At 58.4% G+C, this 22277-nt stretch carries 21 protein-coding genes and 2 pseudogenes; 13 read left to right on the forward strand and 10 right to left on the reverse strand.

The features are described 5' to 3' along the window. Positions 1–114 precede the first annotated feature (114 nt). From ON14_RS00240 to ON14_RS16025, 5 genes and pseudogenes are all read left to right on the forward strand, one after another. Positions 115–468 (forward strand): hypothetical protein, encoded by a 354-nt coding sequence (locus ON14_RS00240; RefSeq protein ID WP_010202133.1) that lies wholly within the window; start codon positions 115–117, stop codon positions 466–468. A 181-nt stretch (positions 469–649) separates the two neighbouring features. Continuing rightward, on the forward strand, positions 650–904 hold the full coding sequence (locus ON14_RS00245; RefSeq protein ID WP_026037423.1) for a hypothetical protein: 255 nt from the start codon (positions 650–652) through the stop codon (positions 902–904). An 87-nt stretch (positions 905–991) separates the two neighbouring features. Continuing rightward, a complete protein-coding gene (locus tag ON14_RS15030) occupies positions 992–1786 on the forward strand; it encodes a hypothetical protein (protein ID WP_010202137.1) in 795 nt (264 codons plus the stop codon). A gap of 403 nt (positions 1787–2189) precedes the next feature. Then, positions 2190–2546: pseudogene (locus tag ON14_RS16465) on the forward strand (DEAD/DEAH box helicase); the annotation flags it as partial. 174 nt (positions 2547–2720) lie between these two features. Beyond that, positions 2721–4265, forward strand: coding sequence for a helicase-related protein (locus ON14_RS16025; protein WP_237719631.1), 1545 nt, complete (start codon positions 2721–2723; stop codon positions 4263–4265). Between the two features lie 660 nt (positions 4266–4925). On the opposite strand, the gene ON14_RS00265 is transcribed toward ON14_RS16025, so the two are convergent. Then, positions 4926–6413, reverse strand: coding sequence for an RNA-directed DNA polymerase (locus ON14_RS00265; protein ID WP_010202141.1), 1488 nt, complete (start codon positions 6411–6413; stop codon positions 4926–4928). A 633-nt stretch (positions 6414–7046) separates the two neighbouring features. Then, positions 7047–7625: an undecaprenyl phosphate translocase family protein gene (locus tag ON14_RS15600; protein WP_010202145.1), complete on the reverse strand. Its 579-nt coding sequence runs from the start codon at positions 7623–7625 to the stop codon at positions 7047–7049. A 102-nt stretch (positions 7626–7727) separates the two neighbouring features. Here ON14_RS15600 and ON14_RS00275 point away from each other — a divergent pair, with 102 nt between their 5' ends. Continuing rightward, on the forward strand, positions 7728–8687 hold the full coding sequence (locus tag ON14_RS00275; protein WP_010202146.1) for a DUF4238 domain-containing protein: 960 nt from the start codon (positions 7728–7730) through the stop codon (positions 8685–8687). Between the two features lie 103 nt (positions 8688–8790). On the opposite strand, the gene ON14_RS00280 is transcribed toward ON14_RS00275, so the two are convergent. Next, on the reverse strand, positions 8791–9387 hold the full coding sequence (locus ON14_RS00280; protein WP_141629895.1) for a GNAT family N-acetyltransferase: 597 nt from the start codon (positions 9385–9387) through the stop codon (positions 8791–8793). A 385-nt stretch (positions 9388–9772) separates the two neighbouring features. Then, positions 9773–10153, reverse strand: coding sequence for an undecaprenyl phosphate translocase family protein (locus ON14_RS00285; protein WP_010202148.1), 381 nt, complete (start codon positions 10151–10153; stop codon positions 9773–9775). Between the two features lie 231 nt (positions 10154–10384). On the opposite strand from ON14_RS00285, the gene ON14_RS15035 reads away from it, so the two are divergent. Then, positions 10385–10618, forward strand: coding sequence for a hypothetical protein (locus tag ON14_RS15035; RefSeq protein WP_010202149.1), 234 nt, complete (start codon positions 10385–10387; stop codon positions 10616–10618). Positions 10619–10653: 35 nt separating this feature from the next. Here ON14_RS15035 and ON14_RS00295 read toward each other — a convergent pair whose 3' ends face one another. Both ON14_RS00295 and ON14_RS00300 read right to left on the reverse strand, forming a co-directional pair. Further along, complete coding sequence (locus ON14_RS00295; RefSeq protein ID WP_010202150.1) at positions 10654–11625, reverse strand: DUF368 domain-containing protein; 972 nt, start codon at positions 11623–11625, stop codon at positions 10654–10656. Between the two features lie 263 nt (positions 11626–11888). Then, positions 11889–12959: a hypothetical protein gene (locus ON14_RS00300; protein ID WP_141629896.1), complete on the reverse strand. Its 1071-nt coding sequence runs from the start codon at positions 12957–12959 to the stop codon at positions 11889–11891. A gap of 16 nt (positions 12960–12975) precedes the next feature. Between ON14_RS00300 and ON14_RS00305 the strand changes: the two genes are divergently transcribed. Together ON14_RS00305 and ON14_RS15040 are read left to right on the forward strand one after the other, a co-directional pair. Continuing rightward, positions 12976–14424, forward strand: a complete 1449-nt coding sequence (locus ON14_RS00305; RefSeq protein WP_202800879.1) for a threonine/serine ThrE exporter family protein — start codon at positions 12976–12978, stop codon at positions 14422–14424. A gap of 79 nt (positions 14425–14503) precedes the next feature. Beyond that, positions 14504–16336, forward strand: coding sequence for a hypothetical protein (locus ON14_RS15040; RefSeq protein WP_010202154.1), 1833 nt, complete (start codon positions 14504–14506; stop codon positions 16334–16336). Positions 16337–16434: 98 nt separating this feature from the next. Here the strand turns inward: ON14_RS15040 and ON14_RS00315 are convergent, their stop codons facing one another. Together ON14_RS00315 and ON14_RS00320 are read right to left on the reverse strand one after the other, a co-directional pair. Continuing rightward, positions 16435–17295, reverse strand: coding sequence for a carbohydrate kinase family protein (locus ON14_RS00315; protein WP_010202155.1), 861 nt, complete (start codon positions 17293–17295; stop codon positions 16435–16437). A 93-nt stretch (positions 17296–17388) separates the two neighbouring features. Then, positions 17389–17988: a TetR/AcrR family transcriptional regulator gene (locus tag ON14_RS00320; protein ID WP_010202157.1), complete on the reverse strand. Its 600-nt coding sequence runs from the start codon at positions 17986–17988 to the stop codon at positions 17389–17391. A 143-nt stretch (positions 17989–18131) separates the two neighbouring features. Here ON14_RS00320 and ON14_RS15050 point away from each other — a divergent pair. From ON14_RS15050 to ON14_RS00340, 4 genes and pseudogenes are all read left to right on the forward strand, one after another. Continuing rightward, positions 18132–18931: pseudogene (locus ON14_RS15050) on the forward strand (SDR family NAD(P)-dependent oxidoreductase). A gap of 139 nt (positions 18932–19070) precedes the next feature. Further along, on the forward strand, positions 19071–19523 hold the full coding sequence (locus ON14_RS00330) for a thioredoxin family protein (protein WP_010202160.1): 453 nt from the start codon (positions 19071–19073) through the stop codon (positions 19521–19523). A 69-nt stretch (positions 19524–19592) separates the two neighbouring features. Continuing rightward, on the forward strand, positions 19593–20165 hold the full coding sequence (locus ON14_RS00335; RefSeq protein WP_010202162.1) for a DUF4395 domain-containing protein: 573 nt from the start codon (positions 19593–19595) through the stop codon (positions 20163–20165). Between the two features lie 65 nt (positions 20166–20230). Continuing rightward, on the forward strand, positions 20231–20698 hold the full coding sequence (locus tag ON14_RS00340) for a hypothetical protein (protein ID WP_010202163.1): 468 nt from the start codon (positions 20231–20233) through the stop codon (positions 20696–20698). On the opposite strand, the gene ON14_RS00345 is transcribed toward ON14_RS00340, so the two are convergent. Together ON14_RS00345 and ON14_RS00350 are read right to left on the reverse strand one after the other, a co-directional pair. Then, positions 20637–21503 carry a cytochrome c biogenesis CcdA family protein gene (locus ON14_RS00345; protein ID WP_010202164.1) on the reverse strand — a complete coding sequence of 289 codons (867 nt, stop codon included), beginning with the start codon at positions 21501–21503 and terminating at the stop codon, positions 20637–20639. The genes ON14_RS00340 and ON14_RS00345 overlap by 62 nt on opposite strands. Continuing rightward, a complete protein-coding gene (locus ON14_RS00350) occupies positions 21504–22253 on the reverse strand; it encodes a DsbA family protein (protein ID WP_010202165.1) in 750 nt (249 codons plus the stop codon). Positions 22254–22277 lie beyond the last annotated feature (24 nt).

A 22277-nucleotide genomic window follows, 5' to 3' on the forward strand; every position in this document is an offset into this window, starting at 1 on the left:
TAAGCAAGAGACCCAGTTTACGGCAGTTAGCCGAGAGGTAGGTTGACGTGGGGGCGTGGCCGCAGTGAGGCATCCGAACTCTGCTAGAAACACTCCGCAAGGGGTGTATTCCTTATGCTGAGTGCCAAGTCAATTCGCCTGCTGCTCCCTGTGGCAATCTCTAAGTGTGGCCTTCGCGCGATCCGCTTCTGTGATGCTGAGGATGGCGCGGGTTTCGCTTGTCCTGACTTGTACCGCCACTTACATAAGCCCTTCGGTAAGCGTTTTGAGCTAGCGGTTGAGTTGCCATCGCCGCCGGATATCGTGGTCTGGTATGCGCTGAACCGCAGCAAGGCGATGGGGGAGTTCAGCGATCGCGCCGTTGCCGTCATGAACGCCCTGAGCGGCCATGTCGCAATGCATCACCGCTTTGCGCTCGATGTCGAACGCTCCCGCCTCGTGAACGCGGAGATGGATTGCTACGCCTAGGCGGTTGCCTCGGTGGGTTCGGATGATGTGGTGGAGGTGTCGTCATCTCAAGTTCTTGAGGCGGGGCGCGTGTTCCCGACAGTCTCGTTTTGATCCTCGCCGGGAGCGAGGTTTCGCCCAGCGAGGAGGCTCGGTACGAAGTTACAATCGGGCTCACTGATGGGACTGCATCGTGCATCCTGTGCGGCTGGGCCCCTCGGTGCTGACCCTGTGTCGGCAACAGGACGAGGCAGCAGACACGGATGCGCTCGTAGAAGCTGGACTGACCCCTCGCCAAGCCGAAGTGCTCATCACTCTCACGCGTACCGGAGGCTCGAACAACGCGCTAGTGCGCGAACTGGGCATATCGGAGTCGATTGCCAAGAAGCACCTCGAAGGATGTTTTCGAGAGCTTCGGGAGAGCGGAAGCGTAACTCATGGCCTTCCGGCACATTGATGCTGTCTAGGCTGGGTGCGACGCGCCGCCGGTCGGTGGGCCTTAGTTGAAAGATATTTACCTCCCGCGCCCCTAGTCTTAGGGTCCATGGAAGGGATTCGTCAATATAGCGCTGCGAGTTCGACTCTCGCGATTGTCGATCTGATCTCAGAAGAGTTCAGTGCCCACCTCAAAGAGCGGCTTTCGGCCTTCTGTTTTGGCGCGGTTCAGGCGGCGGAAGATGCTTCGTATTATTCATTCGAGCGAACTCTCCGCGAATTTCTTGAACGGTACGATTCCAAAGCTCACTCCACGAAAATTGGCATGGCCGGTGAATTGATAATCCATGCATTGATGCCGCACATTCATCCCGGCTTAACTAGCGCGGCTGTCTTTTTCAACAAGGAAGAGAGGAGTATCAAAAAGGGCTTTGACAGCACCTTCTACGCAGCAGCGAGCTCGGCAATATGGTACGCCGAGGTCAAATCTGGCGAGGTGAGATCGGGACAGTCAGCTGACGAAAAGGTAGCCAGTCTCATTGGGTTAGCAGCCTCCGGAGTTGAGCAGATGCTTGGCAGTGGGGCTCTTCGCTCTCGTTGGGACTCTGCCATTGTCGATGCCGCACTGACTCTTGAGTCGAGCGAAGCCGCCACAGTGAAGAAGCTGCTCCGAAGCGATGCCGACTCGATAGCGCAACAAGAGGAGTTCACAAAGAATGTAATTCTGGCGGCGGCTGTGATGCACGAAATCAGCCACTGTCAGGTTAGCGACAGCCATTTGTCCTCCATAGTTGCCGACTTGGATTCGTCAGGCCGGTTTTCGGCAACGCAGTTGCTCGTGGTTCAGCAGGAAGCGATCGAATCGTTGATTTCAATTCTTCGAGGGATGGCTGACGATGGCTGAACAAGCTGACATCTCCATTGCCAAACTGCGAAATCACTCGAACCTCGACGACTCGGTATTTTTTGCACTCTATTTGAAGCTGATGAAAAGTGAGCAGCTGAGTGACGAAGAGCTGAGGGACATCCTGCGATTCGCCATAATTTTCTTGCGATCTAACGACGACCTTGTGTCGCGTTTCGGGTACAGGATCATTTTGCAATACGGCGAAGTCACTCGCGACTATGAGCCGCTACATTCAGTTGCTCAGTCGCGTGATCTGATTCCTGTTGTTGCAGCCGCTGAGAGATTGAATCCGGAACTCGCATCGTCGGACACCTTTGCAAGAAATATGTTCGCAGCACATAGCTCGAATTTTGTGACGGAAGAGCAGGATGGCGGACGAGTGCTCCGGACGCGAGGACAGATGCAGCTTCGAGCGTTCAATGCGAGTGAGCATGAGGCGATCGTCGTCGCCCCGACTTCGTATGGCAAATCTGAGATGTTAATCGAGAAAATTGCTCAAAATCTCCACGCAGTCACGTGCGTGCTCGTGCCAACTCGCGCTCTTATCGGACAGACACGGGCGCTCGTGATTGCGGACCGTCGAATTCGTGAAGCTAAGGTCCGAGTATTAACTCATCCTGATTCGTATACCGACGAAACACGCTTCGTTGCGGTCATGACACAGGAGCGATTGCACCGTTTACTGATAGAGCAACCAACACTCCAGATAGATCAGCTATTGGTCGACGAGGCGCACAACCTTCTCGCGAGTGATTCGAGAGCGCTCGAACTCTCACAAGTGGTTCTTACTGCTCGGTCAAGAAATTCTGCGCTCGCAGTGACGTACTACACACCATTCATGTCGGAGCCCGAAAGCATAAGACACGTCAACGAGATGGACGCGGCGGTTCGTGCTCGATCGGTGAATGAGCACGTGAAGACTGAGCTAATCATGTTCGCCCAGCCGGGAGGTGCGCTGCATCTCTACGATCAGTTTCTGAACCGGGCTATCGACTTAGAGGTACCGGTCGCGACGAACGAGATCGCCGCAATATTTGAGCTAGCCAAGCTGCGGACGCTCGTTTACGTAAACAGACCCAAGGATGCTCAAGACCTAGCTGGCCGGTTATCGGAGCAGACCGGTAGAGTGACGCTTTCGGCAGAGGCGCAGCGCGCGATCAAAGCAATCGCTGAGCTTATCGATCCCAGCTATAGCTTGATTCGTGCGATCGAATCGGGTGTGCTCTTTCATCATGGCCAAGTTCCCGACGTTCTTCGTCAGTACATCGAAAGACTCTTTCGGGATGATTCCTCGACACAACCGCGTTTGCTCGTCACAACGTCCACCCTTTTGGAAGGCGTTAACACGCCCGCGGATTGTCTAATACTCATGACACCTAGCCGTGGGCGTCGGAACTTGTCGAGGTCCGCGTTCCGGAACCTTATCGGAAGAGTGGCGCGCTTTCGGGAGGTATTCGATGCGAGGCGTCGAGACTTGGATCTGTTGCAACCAAGAATTCACCTCATCCGAAGCAGCTACGCGCGCGCCAATTGGAATATCCAAGGATTTCTCTCGGACGTTGCCAATCTCGCCAATAACGTAGAAGACAGCGTCGGTAACCCACTTCTAGAGCGAAGCGAAGACATAGAGGGTCGCCGCGAAGCGCTGGAGTATTTAGAGAATATTGAGCCTGGTTCGTCGCTGCTGACTGACGCGCGAATCGCGAGGACGGAAGTAGGGAAGCTCTGCTTTCAAAACGGTATTCGCGATTTCGACATTTTGGAGAATGAAAGTGCGTTGCAGATGCGGGTTGAGACCGCGCGCGCGGCCCAACGCCTTCTGACCGAGCCTGCCGAAGTCGTCGAGACCATTTGCGATCTTTTCCTCGACGACGTAGAGCTTGAGGACACGCACCCGCTAACCCGCGTACGAGATTCAGACGGTGCCCGAGAATTCTACAAACTGTTTATCTCTTGGCGCTCTCAGAACGAGCCCTACAAGCGACTGATATCGCGCTTCGTGAGGTACTGGTCGCAACTAGACGAAGAATACGTTTTCGTTGGTTCGAAATGGGGGGAAGAAACCTACGGGCCGGACGGTGTACGAAAGCTGTACGTGCGAATGCGCGCGAAGAGTCGCGTGGAAATGATCAATCTTGCCGTCGCCAAAATCAAAGAGGAACAAGACTTCGTCGACTTCCATATTGTCAAGTACATTGAAATCATGAATTCTCTTGGTTTGGTTGACCGGGATCTCTACCACAGAATCAAATTCGGAACTGCGGACTCGTTCTTGATCTGTCTGCTTCGAAACGGGTTCTCTCCAGAACTTGCGCGATTGGTGCTCGAGAGTTATGCGGACGTTATCCGAGTCGATATTGCCGCTAGCGAGGTCACAGTGCCTCGAGTTCTCTCCGAAACGATGAGCTCGAATGGCGAAAATGACGTCCTGATCTATGAGGCGGAGACTCTTGTCAACGCTGAATTTCCGCACTAGGCGTAACTGGCATCTGAGCGGGAATGTGTATCTTCAACACGGGGGTTGAATCGCCGACTGCACAGTCTGCGTGGAGGGTTACGAAATGACACGCGCGCGACTATGCGAATACCCTCGCGTACTCGCTACTGGAGAGCTCTTTATCGAGTCGCAGAACGAAAGCGCGAGCGAAATCGAAAGCAGATCGGGTAGTGCTGGACGACAGCTTAATCCGATCGCCGGACACAAGAGCATCGAGATGAATGTTGAAACTCGATTCCAATCTGAGGCGTTCCTTTAGGCTTTTTGACTGCTGGGGTGACAGACCCCCAGTCCCATGGACAATCGCATTCCTCAGGTCAATCAGGAGCAAGAAATCTGTCGACTCTTTTGTGCCTTTAATCGAGATACCGAAACCGTTTGAGAGCCAATCGAGCCGCTGCGACCAGGACTGGTGCATCTGCATTTCAATTGCTCGAAGCATTGAAATCTGAAACTGATTAGCTGTGGCATTCGCAGCTAGCGAAAGTCTATCGAGAGCCTTATCTACGTGCGCTTCAGCGATGCTAGCGACCTTTACTATCGTATCTTCCGCCACTCTGCTGTGCCTTTGCGTTTCCAGTGCTTCCCTAGAGAGAAGCCCGAGGGTGTATTCGGCGAGGCCAGTCCAATTATTGGCACTCATGCGAACGCAGCGCCCCAAGCGAAGGCCTTCCCTGACAACCTGGAATCGCCGATGAACGCTTTGGCAACTTGGGAAGTCGCAGGCTCACCAAGGCGGCCCAAACAAGCCGCGAGTGCTGGACGGGAAAGCGTGGTGGCTGGCGAATACAAATCGGCGAGCTGCGTAGGTGTGATTAGTGACCTGCCGGAGAGCAGCCACGCTGCTTGTGCACGAACGAGTTCGTGCTGGTCGCCTATTTGTTCAATTGCCCAAGCCATGACAACTTCGCTGTGCTCTCCCTCTAGCACCGACAGTTTCTCGCCCAGCCACAAAAGCCAGAGTTTTGTCCACGGTCCTTGGCGTTCCATCGCGACGAGACTTCGTAGTGTCTGCCATTGGAGTTCGACCTCTTCGCGTTTGACAATATATTCAGCCACCGCGTCTAATCGCACGGGCTGGTAGAAGGCAATCTTTTCGAGTAGTGATCCGGGCAGAGGATCTGTGGCATTTTCTAGCGCTGACAATGCTGCGCCGATCGCACTCGCAAAATGGAGCGCTGCTTCAGCTGGATTTTTGGCCCAATCTTGTAAAATATTGCGGTACGCCTCCTCAAACGCTTCCTTGTCTTCCGGAGGAATCTCAACGGTATCCACGTCCTCATAGGGGCCAATAATGTAGTCGAAGTCGACCAAATCGCCTTTTGCCTTGTCGAAGTAGTTCTGGACGAAAGATTCGTGTTCTTTTTCACGCGCCTGTAGCGTTGCGGCTTTCTGAATTTTCGTCTTTTCAGATGAGAGAACGAGGCCGTAACGTCGTGCGACGCTAGCCGCCTCCTCTATGATCTCGTTTGCAATCCCCCAATTTTCGGCCAGCACTCGGAAATCGTCGGCATAACGTGCCACTAGGTGTCCACGTCGTTGGAGTGAGCGTTCGATGGCTGCAAGGTAGGTATCTGCCAGAAGGTCACTTGGTGCGAGCATTTGGGGTAATCCGCGAGGCCGGCCAAAGGCTCCTTCGAGCAAAGCAACAACGGAGTCCGCCAAGCTGACATCCATCGTGTGTAGTATCAGTTCATTTCGCAAAGTTCCGTGGTCAACATACTCGTATGCCGCTGCAATGTCGATCGTGACTACATAGTGAGTCTCAGTCGAGGTGCCGGGCATCCCGAATGAAGTGAAAGTCTTGTACTTTCCTGGCCCGCGAGTTGGTTCTGGCAAGGTCGGGGCAAGGGCGCCCGTCAACGCCACATACATTGTTCGATCGACTGGTGACAACACGGTGACGGGCCTCGGCCCGAACCCCTGCCGGGGCATTGAGATCGTTTCAGTCTCTACGATTCGTCCTGCTTCGTATCCGGTTGCGGTTGCTTTAACGAGTTCGCTCTCGTTACCAGTGAGGCACTCATCCCCGATCAGAAGGGGAAGATGATCTAGCGGTATAGCTGTTGCAGCCTTGGCGGCCCCCATCAGATCTAGTTTTCGGATCGTGCTTTTGGGTAGTTCCATAGCCTTATGGTTCCTAAATCTATTCTCGATTGTTTCCTCGATACTCTATGGGGCTCAGTGCGCTGCTGGCTCGTGAAGATGAAACAATCGTCAGCGAGGTGAAACCAGTGCGGACCCGCGATCCTGTCCCTTGCGGTGCCGGCATGCTCGTGCAAATGAGACGCGCGGCGGTAAGGGCTTAGGGCATCGCGCCCACGCTAGTAGATTGATCTTCCCCGAAACGAGAGAGCCCAATTCGCCGGCGAATAGAGTGCGTGTTCGATAGTCAGGAAGACACTTAATCTTGCCATGTCGTCAGCCGTTGCCGTGTATCTAATCTTCCAATCTTGGGTATCCCCGCGCTTTCTTGGTTTCAAAGACGCACAGCTCTGCAACCTCGACCCTGAGAACTAATGGAGTGGATCTGCTCGCGCGCCAGCGTACGCGGCGTGCGTCGCCTCCGCTCCGACTTCGAGCACACGCGACCCACGCGGGTTCGGCCTGCCAATTCGCTCAGTCCCAGCGCCGAATTATCTCCGCGCTGATGAGTCCCCTGCCGAGCAGAGGGAAAACGTCGCGCTCGCCGGCGGAGAGCGTAGTCGAGGCTTGCTCCGTTTTGGGTGCTGGCGTCTTGCGCGGATGGGCATAGCAACCCTAAGAACTCGGAGCTGTGGCGCGGGCGATACGGAGAATATCCAGACGACGACAGCGTTTCGAGCGAGGTTCGGGATCTGCCACAACATCTGACGAGAGCATCCGTTGCTTGATGAGTGCAGCTTCCGCCGCCAGTATGCCGAGCACGAGCACGAGCACGAGCACGAGCACGGCCACGTCGACGAGGTTGATGAGGAGCAGCGCGATTCCGAAGTCGGCTTCAGAGTCCAAGACTTCGCCGTGTTCGGTTTGCCAGGGCCAGAAGCGGCGGAGTGAGCCGATCATGAGGCCGGACACTACGACGAGGGTGACGCGGCGGCGGTTTTTGAGTCGCCACTGCAGGGCGGAGACGAAGAGGGCGAGGTCGCCAAAGTTGCGGTCGTTGACGGCCACAAGCGTGGTGCGTCCATCCGAGGGGGCGGAAGCAAGACGGAGCGCAATACTCCGGGCAGAACCAGCATGCTCGGCGCGAGGAGTTAAAAACGCTAGAAGCTGACGAGGAAGACGACCTTCGTTGCCACTTGCAAAAATTCTGAATGCGACGAGAACACCGCCTGGGGCGTACGATTCTGGACTCACAATTTCTTGGTACCAAGGTCGATACAGTAGTCGGTTGGAAGACGGTGAAGTGATACCTTCGGAGCACAAAACGTTTGGACTCCCGGGCGGTAGTGAAAGTTTATGAACACAGCAAAACTCCATCACTTCAACCCACAGTTCGTTCTGCGGGGATTTGCTGATGGCAATCAGCGGATCACGACGATCCGTCTTCCGGAGCGGAAGGCGCGTACGACGCGAGTCCGTGAGACCGCGGCAGAGAACCATCTGTATTCTCTCCCTGGGCACCCCAGCGGGGCAGACATTTTCGAGAAGGCACTCGGGGCGGGGATTGAGGCGGACGTCGCCGATATTTTCGCAAGAATCGAAGGTGGCGAATGGCCGTTGTCGCGCGACCCGCGCGACACGCTCGCTGAGTTCATCGCCTTGCAGGTCCTGCGAGGGCCAGAGCAACGCCAGCGGATGGAATCCGCGTCGTCGGATCTATTTTTGAGGGCTGCTGGTCAGCTCGGCCGAGATGGACTCACGAGATTCGCGTCTGATGCAGCTGGGCGTGAAGTCAGTGAGGCGGAGGTGGATGAACTTTGGAACACCGTCGCAACACCTGACGGCGCGCAAATCACATATTTGCCTCGTGACCACATCGAGATGATGGGCGAGGTCACGGAGTCGATCGCGGCGGCGATTGCCGCACGCCCGTGGAAGTTAATCCGGTTCAGCCGGCGTGCGCTGGTCACTTGCGACGCGCCGGTCACGCCGGTCCCATATGACACAGAGGGTCCATTCATAGGCAACGGAATTGCCACCGCCCGTTTCGTGCTGTATCCAATCTCGCGCAGGATGGGCCTCGTAATGAGCCATGCACTGGATAGAAATGATGCTGGGGACGATCTCAATGAATTGAGTAACCGAGCACGGTCGGGCTCCTTGGATAATGAATCCGCCGGGACGACTGCGGTCGAAAAGCTGATGAATGAACACACCGCAGCACACGCTATCCGCAACATTTACCACCATCCCGACGACCCTTTGTCTGTTCCAGAGGCATACCGCGAGGGGGGAGCATCAACGTCGTCGACCTGATCAACTCCGGCCGAGCACTCAACTCGTAGCATGACGGGAATCGCCGTCAATCACTTTCGACAGCTCGCGTTGTTCGCGAAACACCTGCTTCATTTTTGCGCTGCTAAGTGTGCGAATCTTTGTCAAAGGATAGCGATGAGTGAACCCCATGTGAACGTTCGATAATCCAAGGCCGGTGACTCTCGCTTTGCGCAAAGCCCAAGTGGCTACGTCGGTACATGCTTACAGGCACGCGTCGGATACTCGCACCAATGGATTTCGCGAAATGATCATTCAATGCGAGCGCGCCAACGTTATTGTCTAGGGTGGCCAGCGCGATATTTCGTTCTGGCGCTCGCTCCGCAACTCTACTCAGTAGTGCGAGCGCGACGCCGCGACGCCTCGCTGCGGGGACTACAGCAACCAGTTGAATAAACAACGGATCGGATTCTTCTGGGCCTATGAAAACAAGACTAAAACCGACAGGCTGCTCGCCGATTCGTGCCAGAAGAACGAACTGCTGTTCAATTTTCGACACGTTGTATTCGACGCTCTGGATGTAGGTCGACTCACACTCAGCCTGTACCCAGCTCATTAACCGTCCGTCCTGCCTCGTCGCTTCCGCGTCACGAACCGAGACTTTTGAACTGGGCAGCGCCCTGAGACGGAGTCTCCATGCGGCGAACTCTGGTTCTTCGTAGGGAGAAATGAGATTGAACACACAAAAACAGTAGCAACGATGAACGAGCCATGTTTAGGCTCACTGCAGACAGTTGGAAGGGAGGTGGCTTTTAGCTCAGGCCGTGCCCTGATCCTGGCGTTCGTCCTACGATTGCGCTGAATTCGATCATTGTGTCGATAACCCCTCTATGTGCGCGATCGGCTTCTGCAAACGTGGCCAGAGCTCCTCTGGCTTGTAGAGGAAAATCTATCGAGGGTTCCAAGTCGTATTCTTGGGCGTTGCGGCTGAGCCCATTAGGGCACGCCGCGCAAGCTGTGCAACGTTCGGCGGTGCCACTCAGCGCAGTCTGCCCAGATAAGGCCAGCGAAAGGCGCTAAACCGCAAGCGAGGATCACACGCCGCGCGGCTCAAGACCTGCCAGACATCAGGAGAGAGCATCCGCCGCTTTCAGCAGGGCGACCTCTGCCGCCCGGATGCCCAGCACGAGCACGGCGCCGATTACGAGAAGAAGCAACACGAATCCGAAGTCAGCTTCGGGTGCCAGGATTTCGCCGGACTCGGTCTGCCACGGCCACAACGCGCGCGACGAGCCGAGCGTGAGGCTCGTCATGATGACGAGGGTAACGCGGCGTTGGTTCTTAATTGCCACTGCAGTCCCTGAAACGAAGAGGCCGATGATGGCGCCGATGGCGAATGCTCCGAGGTAGCCGACGTTGCGGTCGTTGACGGCGGCGAGGGTCGGAGCGTACATGCCGAGGATCAGCAGCAGGATCGTCAATCGATCGTTGGTTGCTGCCTCGTTCACTGACTGGATGCGTATCGTTCAGTGGTGGCTACGATTGGTAGATAACTCAACCTCACCATTGTTGCGGTCGGTACTTCCGATGGGCCTCCGCGCTTCTGCTCGTGCAGGGTATGCTCATGGAACCCGTAGTGTTCATTGGTTTGCTCGCGCTCGTCGCGGTAGGGCTCCCGCAAGGATCTGTGACTGCGCAGGCCCAGGTCCCCCCCCTACTCGCAAGAGAACGTCTACCTGATGATGTCGATGAGCGGAATCCTCGCTGTACTGCGCATCGTCGGTGCTATTGCACTGTGGCAAAGGAAGATGCGGGGCTTGACGCTGTTGATAATCAACTGCATCGTCACCCTTACTTTGATGGACTTCTTACTGCCCGCCGGAATCGCCGACGGCCTCCCGTCAGGAATCGTACTCATATTGATCCTGCGCGGATGGTTCGGCAGCCGACTAATTGAAGAATTCGTCTCTTAGCGGAGTGAGGTGAGGATCAGCTAAGAACGCGGATGCTACTTCTCGAGAATGTCGGAGTTGGGGTCGTCCAGCTCGGGATCGGCCAATACCTCCGGCGACAGCATCCGCCGCTTCACAAGCGCAGCTTCTGCCGCCAAAATGGCCAGCACGACCACGGCGCCGAGAGCGATGAGAAGCAGCACGATTCCGAAGTCGGCTTCGGGTGCCAAGACTGCGCCTTCCTCGGTCTGCCAGGGCCAGAGGGCGCGAAGCGAGCCGAGCATGAGGCCCGTCATGATGACGAGGGTGACGCGGCGGCGGTTTTTGAGTAGCCATTGCAGGGCGGAGACGAAGAGGCCGAGGCCGATGATGGCGCCGATAATGAAGGCGCCGAGGTAGCCGAGGTTGCGGTCGTTGACGGCGGCGAGGGTCGGGGCGTACATGCCGAGGATCAGCAGTAGGTAGGAGCCGGAGACTCCGGGCAACACGAGAGCGCAGACCGCCAGCGCGGCCGCGAGAGAGACGATGATCAGCGCGGGGTCGGCATCCGCCGCTTTCGGCAAGCTCGTGAGCGCGACGGCAACGCCGGCGGCGAGGAGGCCGATAAGGATTTCGCGGAACGTCCAACGCCCTCCGACCATGCGTGCCGGCACGATGAGCGACGCCGCAATGAGGCCGGCGGAGACCGCGCGGGTTCCGGTGGGGTACTGCTCGATGAGGGGCGCAAGGAGAGCGGCGCCCAGGACGATGGCGAGCAGCATCCCGATACCGATGGGGAGAACGACGTTCCAGCGCACCGAACGAAAGTGGGCGGCAGCGCGGGAGAGGCCGCGACCTCGGATGCCGTCCGCAACCGTGAGCGCCACACCGCGAGCGAGGTGCCCGGCTCCGTCGATGAGGGAATCGTAGACGCCGACGAGTAGCGCGATGGTGCCGCCGCTGACGCCGGGAACGATCTCAGCGAAGCCGATGAGCATGCCGCGCAAGGCATCACCGACAGTGCGGATGACGGGGTGTACTCGGGTCATTGCGTGCTCGTTCTCATGTCGTGGGTGTGTGGCGCTAACAGAGGCAGATCGATGGCCTCGCACGGGAAGTCGATCTAGTTTAGGGCGCGCCGGCTGAACGGGTCGCCGCAAGAAGGATCGAGCGAGACGCCGCGGCCCAGACGCTCGCAGCGGCGGAGTCTTAACGGTAGGAAGTCATTCGTGATGGGAAGCCGCTACGTCAGAATCATCTACGTGCGGCTGCCTAACCTCATTTGCCCGGCGGTGCACCAATGCTGGTGTTCCTAGCCGTCGACCCTCGATACAGCGTCCGCTCGCGACTTGAGGCGTGAACGATACGCCGCGATGGGCCATTCAACTACGAGTGCAGATGCGATACCAAGTAGTAAGCCCGAAAATAACAGACTCCACTGTGGCAGGGCCTGGCCATCAGCGAGGGTCCACCTAGCGATCCCGGAAGTGAGGGGCATAGTTTGGGTATTTTCGGGCTTGGCTGAAGTTTCCCATTGAACCGCAGCCGTTTCGCGATTCTGGTTTTCGTATAACACCGGAAATCCGGAACCATAGATCACTTCGCCCTCGCTCACCTCCGGCGGGGTGGCACTGTCGAATTGCTCGGTGATCGACGAGGTTAAAACTGTCATCGCTGTCGACAGGGCTGATACCTCCCACAGACCAGCGTTGTCGTAGGAGAAGCCTATAGATGGTGTCCGGGCGAGCCGTTGGCCCGCTTGCGAGTCGGTCCATGTTCCTTTTGGAAATCCACGAAGCTGCGTGAAATCAACCACGCGAATAACTTGGCGCTCCCTTTCTTTGAATATTTCAGGGTCAGAACTGCGGCAGGCAGACGCTTTGCCGAGAACTGTGACGTCCCTAAACCCGACCCCGTCCCCGCTGACGATGTCACCGTTAGCAATGTCGAGCTGAGCGCCGCAATAAAGGATGAGGGTGATCGGCGCAGCGGAGAGGTCAGACGCGCTTTGTGCACGCGCGGTGATTTCTACGAAGCCACTCGACGTCATCGTCCATATGAACGACACAACGAGATCTCTATCAACGGCGGTGGTTAGCTGATTCTCGTCGCCGGTCTGGCCGATCTCAATGTCCCATCCCACGCCGACAGGGAGATCGACGTGTGCAGTGTCAGTTCCCCGAGCACCGAGCCATAAGCCTGCGGCAACCAGCGCGGCAATGATCAGCCACTCAAGGGCGGCTAAACGCCGCTGTGCTGTGAAAACCGATTGGGCCATGTCGTCTCGCCTTCGATGGTTCAGCATACGTCTCGACTCGTTTTCCCGGTAGCGTTTTTTACGAGGCCCGTTGTGTCCGCTTTCTGAAACAATTTGCGTCCGCAACCCCTACCCTTGAGTGGTGAGTAAGGGCAATGACTCCCGCATGCGGGCATATCGACAGCGACTAGGGCGATCCCTGATCGCGATGGCCGGGGGAGCCCTGCGCACCAACAATGCGCCCACCCAGCTGCTCTCGATTCCCGGCAATGAGCAGCAACTTTCGCAGCGGCACGCACGCTCGGTTATCGACCTGTGTTTGCGGGCCGGTGAGGCGATGCTCGCGACTGGTGCCTCCGCCGCCGACGTTGTCGCGACCGTGCTGCGCCTCAGCACGGCTTATGGCGTCAGCGGGATGCACGTCGACATCACCTTCACCTCTCTTACCGTGTCCATTCACCGCGGGATGAACGAAGACCCCATGTCGATCATGCGCATCGTCAAAGTGCGCACCATCGACTACACGCGCCTGCAAAACGTGTACTGGCTCATCGATGAACTCACCGGCCCTGACGGCCCCGGGGACGTCGACGAAGCGCGCGACAAACTCGGCGTGATTCTCACCACGCCGCACCCGTACCGGCGCTGGATGGTCACCGCTGGCAAGGCGCTTCTCGCGGCAGGTGTCGTAGTGATCTTCGACGTGAGCTTTGTGCTCGTGCTCGTGGCGGCAGCATCCGCCGCCATCTCAGACGTGCTCACGCGGCGTCTCGAACGACTCTCGGTTCCCGCGTTCTTCGCTCAGATTGCGGCGGCCGGGGTAATCACCATCATCGCGGTGTTCATGTTCTGGCTTCGATCGGTCGGCATCGATATTCCCGGATCGAACAGCCCTACCGTGATCGTGATCTCCGGCATCATCATGCTGCTGTCCGGTGTCGGCCTCACGTCTGCGGCCAGCGACGCGATTGGCGGCTACTACGTCACCGCCACTGCGCGCGGCCTCGAAGTGATCATGATGACCGTCGGCCTGGCCGTGGGAATCTCCATAGTGCTCAGCATTTCGCTGCGCCTCGGCATCCCCGTAGCAGTCGGTGACTCGCTCGGTGACAGTCGCAGCGTTGTCTCCGGCATGGTCGGCTCGGCCATCATCGCCGTCGGCTTCGCCCTAGCCTCATACGTGCGGATGCGCTTGCTCCCCATCATGGCGATCGGCGCCGCCCTCGTGTTCGCCGTCTACTGGGTAATACTGCCGTTGGTTTCCTCGCCCGGTCTCGCCCCGGCCATCGCCGGAACTGCCGCCGGCATCGTGAGCTACCTGCTCTACCGCTGGCTGAAAGTGCCAGAAGGCGCCACCAACATGGTCGGCATCATCGCCCTGCTGCCCGGCCTTGCCCTCTACCGCGGTATTTACGCGCTCATGGATTCCGAATTTGGGGTGACCGAAGCGTTGCCGTCCATGGTCATGGCACTCGCGACCGGACTCGGCCTTGCCGCCGGCACAACCATCGGCGGATTCATTGCTCGACGCACCTTCGGATTCGACCGCGCGGCAATGCTCGCGCTGAAGCGGTCGCGGACGCCGCGGTAGTGCTTTCGTCTATATGAATAGGACAGCGTCGTTTGCCAGCTTCGCTCAGTGAATCGCAACGAATGAGGAGCGCAGGAGAATGCCCGAAACTACAGATGGCCGCTCAATGTCGAATTCAGAGGCCTTTAAAGTCTGGGGTCCTGTCGCTAGGCAGACACTCATCGAAGCAGCGAGCACATTTGGTGGCTGGATCACCTACACCGAATTAGCTGACGCGATCCAAAATAGAACCGGTGTTATCGCCAAGCAACAACTGAACTATTGGATCGGTGGGTTGCTGGAGGAAGTCTCTGAAGATGCTGCCCGCGACGGCGAGCCTCGCCTAACCTCACTATGTCTCCATGCTGATGAGTCAATCGGTGATGGTTACCCCTGGTCGCGAGGCATTGCTGACGAATCTGTCCGCGAAGAGATCGCGGCTCAAGATCGGCTTGAGTGCTATCGGCGCTATGCGAGCAATTTCCCCGCCCAAGGGGCTGTTCCAGCGCTGCCGTCGAAAGTAGCGAAACGCCTAGAGCGTCGGGAAAAAGTTGGTGGTGCAGGGTCCGCAACATCGCGTGACCACGAAGTCGCGTGGATTATCCCGTCTAACGGCGGCACGTTTGATTCCATCGCCGCATTCGCAGCTCGCGAAGAAATCGACTGGAGCGAGACAACTTCGGCCGGCATTAAGACCGGCGATACCGTTTTTCTTTACGGGACAGCACCCACAAGCGCGCTGACCCACAAGTGTGAAGTGGTGCAGACCGGAGTTCCCTTCGAATCAGTGATCGACGATCGGGAATTTTGGAGAGACGACAGCGCGTTTCTTCAACGAAAGGGCCGCAGCTGGATGCGCCTGCGGCTAGTTCAAACTTTTTCAGCGGAGCAGCGGGAGGCGCTGTCGCTCGACACTATGAAGCGTCATGGGATGAAAGGGGCCCCACAAGGTCGCATGAGAGTGCCCGACACGATCCGATCCCTCATAGTGCGCGAGTCGACGACTTTACGTCATTTTTGGTGGGTCAACCAGGGCGGCACCGCAGATCGTGGCCAGAATTTCCGACATCTCTGGGCTCCGATTCGCGCGGCCGATGGTCGGCGTATGCGGCATTGGGACGCACTCGAAGCTGCATCTCGTGGCGACATCGTTGTCCACTATGCGCATAGGTTTGTGATTGGGACGAGCGAGGTTGCTCAAACGCACCGTTCAGCGGTGCGTCCGCCAGACTTCGAGACCGGCGAATTCACGGGCGACACTGGTCGAGAGGTCTGGCTCGATCACTTCCAGGAATTTGATGTGCCTGTCTCGCTCGAGCACATTCCGTTAGAGCTGAGAAAAGACGATTTAGGGGAGGGCAGCCCGTTTGAACACAGCGGTAAAGTGCAACAGGGGTATTTCTTCCCGATCATGCCAACGATTGCTGCGGCGGTATTCGGCGCCAACGGGCTCCTTGAAGACACGTCAACTGAGCTCGAGCCTTCGATCGAAGCGTATGACGGTGACTCGCATTCCGAACGCCTTCTTCGGTTGAATGAGACCGACGGCACAGCAACAGTTACCTATCGCAAAGAGCAATCAGGGCTTCGATCGCTCTTGTTCGGTAATCGAGCCACAGCGCAGTGTGGGATCTGTTCGCGGGAGTACCCAGTGCGGTTCCTTCACACCGCGCATATAAAATCGCGGAGTGCGTGCACCTTAGAAGAGCGGGTCGACTGGAAGAACATCGTCATGCCCGCGTGCGTTTTTGGCTGTGACGCGCTGTTCGAAATGGGCCTGTTGAACGTTGGCATTGACGGTGTTATCAGCCTTCGTGGCAACTATGACGAAACTTCGTCGTTGAGACTCTTCGCCAAATCGCTTGAAGGCAAAGTAGCGCGAGCATTCACGACAGAGAATCGCAATTACTTTGCATGGCGAAATGCTCAGTAGGCGGCCCTAGCGCGATTCGTTGCTCGACGCACCTTCGGATTCGACCGCGCGGCAATGCTCGCGCTGAAGCGGTCGCGGACGCCGCGGTAGTCGAACACTCACCAGTTAAGCGAGCGCCTCCTCAACGCAGGGATGAAGGTGCTTCGACTCCAGAGCAACGACCGCCTGCGAGGCTGCCGAAGCAAGTGCCTCAACCGTGGATGCACCCGACAACGTTGAGTGCAGAAAGCCTGCGAAAAATGCGTCACCGGCACCGTCGTATCGCGGATCTCGGCAGGCACCGCATCCACTCGGTGGAGTCCGTCGGCGTCGACGGCCATAGCTCCCTCGGCACCCAGCGTGCACATCGCCGCGGTGGCGCCCGCGTTCACCCGAGCGCGCATGAAGGGCAGCGGGTCCGGCATCCCATCGGCGTTCATGAAGAGGTACGACGCCGCCTGAACGAATGGATCGTGAAAGTCAGACCGGCCATCGTAATCGTGGAGATCAGTCCAGATAGGGATGCCTGATCCCACAGCCTCAGGAAGAAGGGCTCGAGATATCTCGGATAGGTCCATGACAAGTGCGTCTGCGTCGGCGGTCAGCGTGCGAAACTGCGCAACATCCGGCTCGACGAAAGCGGGAGTCGACAGGTAGAGCGACACCCGCTCGCCTGCCCGGGTCATCAAATTCAGATGGCGTTCGCTAGCGCCGGGCGCGACGACGCAATCCAGCTCGATGTCGGCCGCTTCGAGAACGGAGCGCAGCCGGATAGACGCCGCGTCGTCACCCACCGCTGTGTGACAGGCGACTTTGTGGCCCAGCCCGGCCAGATGCAAAGCCTTACCCGCGGAGGTTCCGCCGACGGTCTCGAAATCCTCTAACACGAACTGCATGTGCGGGCGAGGTTCAGGCAGGTGCTCGAGATAGACGATGCTGTTCCACGACACAGGGCCAGAGATGAGGATGCGGTTCGGCATGCTCACACAATAGTGGCGCGACCGGCGCTAGGTCGTGTGGCAGGTGATCGCTCACCAGAAACAACTCACCAGAAACAACTCACCAGAGCCCATTTACCAGCTGTCGACCGTGATGTGCATCGCGTGGAGCTGCTGGTGAATCTCTTCGGCGGTGGCCCCGGAACGCATGACGACCTCGAGACCGAGAAGGTAAGTTCTCAACAGATCGGTGCGCGCTTGGATGAGATCAGGAGCGGTGTCGGGCCTGGCCTGAGAAATCAGGGTGGTGAGGCATTCGCCCATTCGTTGGCGGTAGTCGGAGGCAAATTCGTAGCCGGGCAGCGAGCCGCGCAACTCGTTTGAGGCCATGACAATGAGGCAGCCGTCGCGACCGTGTTCGGAGACAGCATCCGCCTCGAAAAGGGTGAGGAACTGGTGTACGCCGTCGATGCCGGTGCCGGCCTGTTCGATCATGCTCGCGAATGCGGTGATGCGTTCGGTCAGGTAGCGGCGCAAGACGGTGGCGAAGAGTTCCTCTTTATTGCCGAAGGTGCGGTACAGGCTTGGTTTGTGAACGCCGCTCGCCTGCACGATGTCGTTCATGGAGGTCATTCCGTAGCCTTGACGCCAAAACATGGCTGTGAGCTCGGTCAGCACCGCATCTTCATCGAAGAGGCGAGGGCGGCCGGTTGCGGCGGTGACGGTGGAGCTCATTTCTTCATCCTACGGTGTATCGAGCCAGTTTGGAACCTGTCGGTAACAAAGCCCAGAACCTTATGCTACCGTTCGGTACATAACGAGAGTTTGTTTCCGGGTCGCCCTCGCGGCCCGTCCCCACAATAGGAAGGATCCCCACAATGGATCTCAACAACCGCCGCGGAATCATCACCGGAGCTGGCCAAGGAATCGGGCAAGCACTCGCCCTCGAATTCGCTGCCAAGGGCGCACACCTGCTGCTCGTCGGGCGCAAGGAAGCCACACTGCAGGAGACTGCAGACCTCGTAAAGAATGCCGGTGGAACATCCGAAATCCTGGTTCAAGACCTTGGCCAAGCGGATGGCGCACAGAACGTCGCTGACGCCGTGAAGTCCTGGGACACATCGACCTTCTCGTCAACAACGCCGGAAACGTGCGTGCCGGACGACTCGAAGAAGCCACCGCCGCAGAAGCCACCGCGATGATCGATCTCAACCTCACCGCGCCAGTACTGCTCACGCAGGCACTGTTGCCACAACTGCGCACCAGCGGGGCAGCCAACGGCAGCCTCATCCTGAACATCTCCAGCGAGATCGCCCTCGTAGCGATGCCGTTCTACGCCGTCTACGCCGCCACCAAGTCTGGCCTCGCCGCGTTCGGTGAAGCAATGCGTCGCGAACTGCACGGCACTGGCGTGCACGTGGCCACGGTTTACCCCGGTGCCACCGACACCGAGATGATGAGCAGCCAGAACGCAGACTGGGAGCGCCGCCCCGTCTCCGACGTTGTCGCTCAGGTCATGACTGGCCTCACCGCTGGTGAGCACGAGATCAACGCCTCAGCACCCGACGGCCGCGGAATGCAGGAGCTCAACGCTTCTGACCCCCTCGCCGTGGATGCTGCAATGGCGCCCGGCCTCGCCGACATGGAAGCTGCAGTAAAGGATCACAACAGCATCTAGCTGTCACAGTTCCGAGGGGCGCCAGGTTTCTGGCGCCCCTCGGAATATCCGACGCCCCATTCGCCTTGTCGTCTGAGTAACTTCTCGTCACAGAACGATGACGCAACAGAAGCCCCAATACTCTTGAAAGGTGAACGCCGTGGAAACCTTGACTGTGCTTCTTGGCCTCGTGGCACTCGCCACCGCGCTAGGCCTGGTCTGGCGCGCCCGAACTGGCCGCATCCAGCGAAGCAAAACCCCCGTCGCAGCAGCCGCCGACGAGAATCGCATCACGATTCCCGGTGCAGAGCCCTTCGGAACCCGCATCACCCTGCTCCAGTTCTCCACCGCTGCCTGTGCAATCTGCCCAACGGTCCACACGCAGTTGGGCGCCCTTGCCGACGAATTCGATGACGGAACCGGCTCAGTCGTTCATGTCGAGGTGGATGTCAGCGCGCGTCCCGAGATCGCCAACCAGTTCAACCTGCTGCAGTCTCCGACCACGTTCATCCTCGACGGCAACGGTGTTTTGCAGGCCCGCATCGGCGGCGCCCCCAAGATCAACGACCTCCGTGCCGAACTCGATCGGATGCTCGGCCCGGTGTTGGTCTAACGGTCGGCCAAGGCACCCGTTCACCCCGAGACAGCGCTCCGGTACGGAGCAACACAGATAGCGACACCAATGACTACGAATGACACCCGCTCCGCCGGAACCGCTCAGCTCTCTGACTCCAAAGCTGCCCTCGCCGCCAAGCCTGGCCAGACAGGAATCGACCCCCGCGGACCACGCTTCGGCGCCGGCATCACCGCAGTGCTGTTGCTCACCGTGATCGGCCTCGGACTGGATGCTGCGGCAGCACTCCCGGCCACGCTCGCCGAGCGTGCCAGCCAGCCAGCATTCATTCTCTTTGCCGCGATTGCTGCACTCTTCGCGTGGGGCGCTTTTGCCGGCATCCGGCGTCACCCCTACGGTCTGTTCTTCAAAGCAGCAATTCGCCCGAGACTGAGCGCACCGAGCCACCTCGAAGACCCTCGACCACCCTCGTTCTCGCAGGGTGTCGGGTTCGCCATCACTGTGATCGGCATCGTGCTTCACCTCGCCGCCGTGCCCTACGCTCTCGTGATCTTCGCCGGCCTGGCGTTCATCGCCGCGTTCCTCAACTCAGTATTTGACTACTGCCTCGGTTGCCAGCTCTACGTGCTGCTCGTGCGCGCCGGGCTGGTTGGTCGCGGTCGCGGTCGCACCGCGGCCTAGCTCGCGAAACGACCCCACGCCGGGCTAACCGCGCCGCGTATGACCTGCTCCGATAAGTTGGAGGCATGCAACGCACGAGCCTGACTCTCCGCCTGATCATCCCGGCAATCTGGCTAGGACTGATCATCGCCATTTCCTTCGTGGAAACACCGTTGAAGTTTCAAGCCCCGGGTATCACTCTTGAGCTGGGCCTTGGCATCGGTCGCCTCGTCTTCTTCGCTATGAATATCACCGCGTTGGTGTTGGCCGCGATCTTGACTCTCGCCATGATCCGACCGCGAGCCTCGCGACTGCAATGGGGATTGCTGCTCGGGCTATGGGCGCTTCTCTTGACCCAAGTGCTGATCATCCGCCCGCCGCTTAATGCGCGAACGGATGCGCTGCTCGCCGGGCAAGAAACTGCCGGCTCACTCTGGCACTACTTCTATATCGCCGCCGACGGTGCCATATTTTTGGCGCTCATCGTCTTCGTTATTGTGACTGCTCGACAGCTGATTCCTGCGGTGTCGCCGACTCATTCCGTCGACGCCTAACACCCCACACTGTCAGCGCGATAGCAGCCAGCACCACGATCGCGACCATGTCGACGATGGGGTTAGCGAGAACGGTTCCGCGTTCCTGCATCCATACCTGCACGTCGGTCGGGATGAGAGATGGCAGGCTGACGAGCCCGTTGGTAAACCAGAACAGGGCACCCACCGCCACGATGAGGGTCCCGGTGATGACCGAGGTGCTGTGAAATTCGCGGCCGAGCACGGTGAAGGTTCGTCCGCGAAGCGCACGCCGCGCGCGCGTGCTCATTTTCTGCCACAGAGCCGCGATGATGACCAGCGGCACGACCATCCCGAGCCCGTAGACGGCGAGTAACGCTCCAGCATTCCAGAGGTTGCTCTGGCCAAAGGCAAGAGTGAGGATGGCGCCGAGGATTGGTCCGGCACAGAATCCGGCGACGCCACCCACCGCACCTAACAACAGAGTGCGAAGCAGTCCCGTACGGGTGGATGCTGACTCTTGTAGCTTGGTCGCGCCGGGGAGCATGCGCGATAGATCGAATCCGAATCCGAAGATCTGCGCGAGACCGAGAATCACCAGCACCACCGCGGTCACCGCGATAATGAGGCCGCGCTCAGAGATGAGAAGCGAACCCAGCGCACCCAACCCAAGACCGAAAGGTACGAGGGTGAGGGCGAGCCCGAGATAGAAGACGGCGCCGTGGACGAGCAGTTGCATCTTCGTGCCCACGGTGGAGGCGAAGAATGCGGGGAGGAGAAGCGCGCTGCACGGACTCAGCAGCGCGAGCATTCCCCCGAGGAACGCGGTCAGTAAACCGATCTCCATTTATTGCCCGTTTTCTGCTGCAGTGAGTGCACTTTCGATCGCATCCACAAACACCTCGGTTGGTTGAGCGCCGACAATTGGTACCCCGTTGAGGATGAACGTTGGGGTGCCAGTGACGCCAATTTGGCGTGCTTCCGCGGCACGCATGTTGATTGTTTCGACGACGGCAGGGGAGTCCATATCAGCAGCGAACTGCTCAGCGTCTAAGCCGAGTTCAGTGGCAAGCGCGACGAGTGCGTCTGTGGTGAGCTCTGCTTCGGGCAGGTGCACGCCGCCGCGGTAAAGCGCGTCATGGAATTGCCAAAACTGTGATTGGAGGCCCGCAGCGTGGGCTGCACGAGAGGCGCGCTCGGATGGTTCCCCATACATATTTATGTCTCGCCATTCGATGCGAAGATCTCCGGCATCGGCGTATTCCATCATCGTCGGCAGCGAGTTTTGGGTCCACTTTGCGCAGAAGGCGCACTGATAGTCGGCGTAGACGATGAGGCCGATCGGGGCATCGACGGGGCCCGCCGCTTGCACATCGGCGGGGTCGCGATACTCGAGCTGGGTGAGGTCAGGCTGCTCAGAGGGGGCGGTGTTGCTGTCGCCGGCGTCGGCGACCGTATCGGCTGGAGTCTGGTCTGGTCGAAACTGCAGGATCACCGTGGCGAGGAGCACGCCGGCGATCACGATGATGCCGATGGGAACGAGCCAGCTCCGTGCTCCGCGATTCTTTCGGCCGGTGGAGCTTGTTTGTTTACTCATCGATAATCCTCTCGGGGCGACATC

The sequence above is a fragment of the Salinibacterium sp. PAMC 21357 genome, assembly GCF_000247645.1.
Classification (GTDB): domain Bacteria; phylum Actinomycetota; class Actinomycetes; order Actinomycetales; family Microbacteriaceae; genus Rhodoglobus.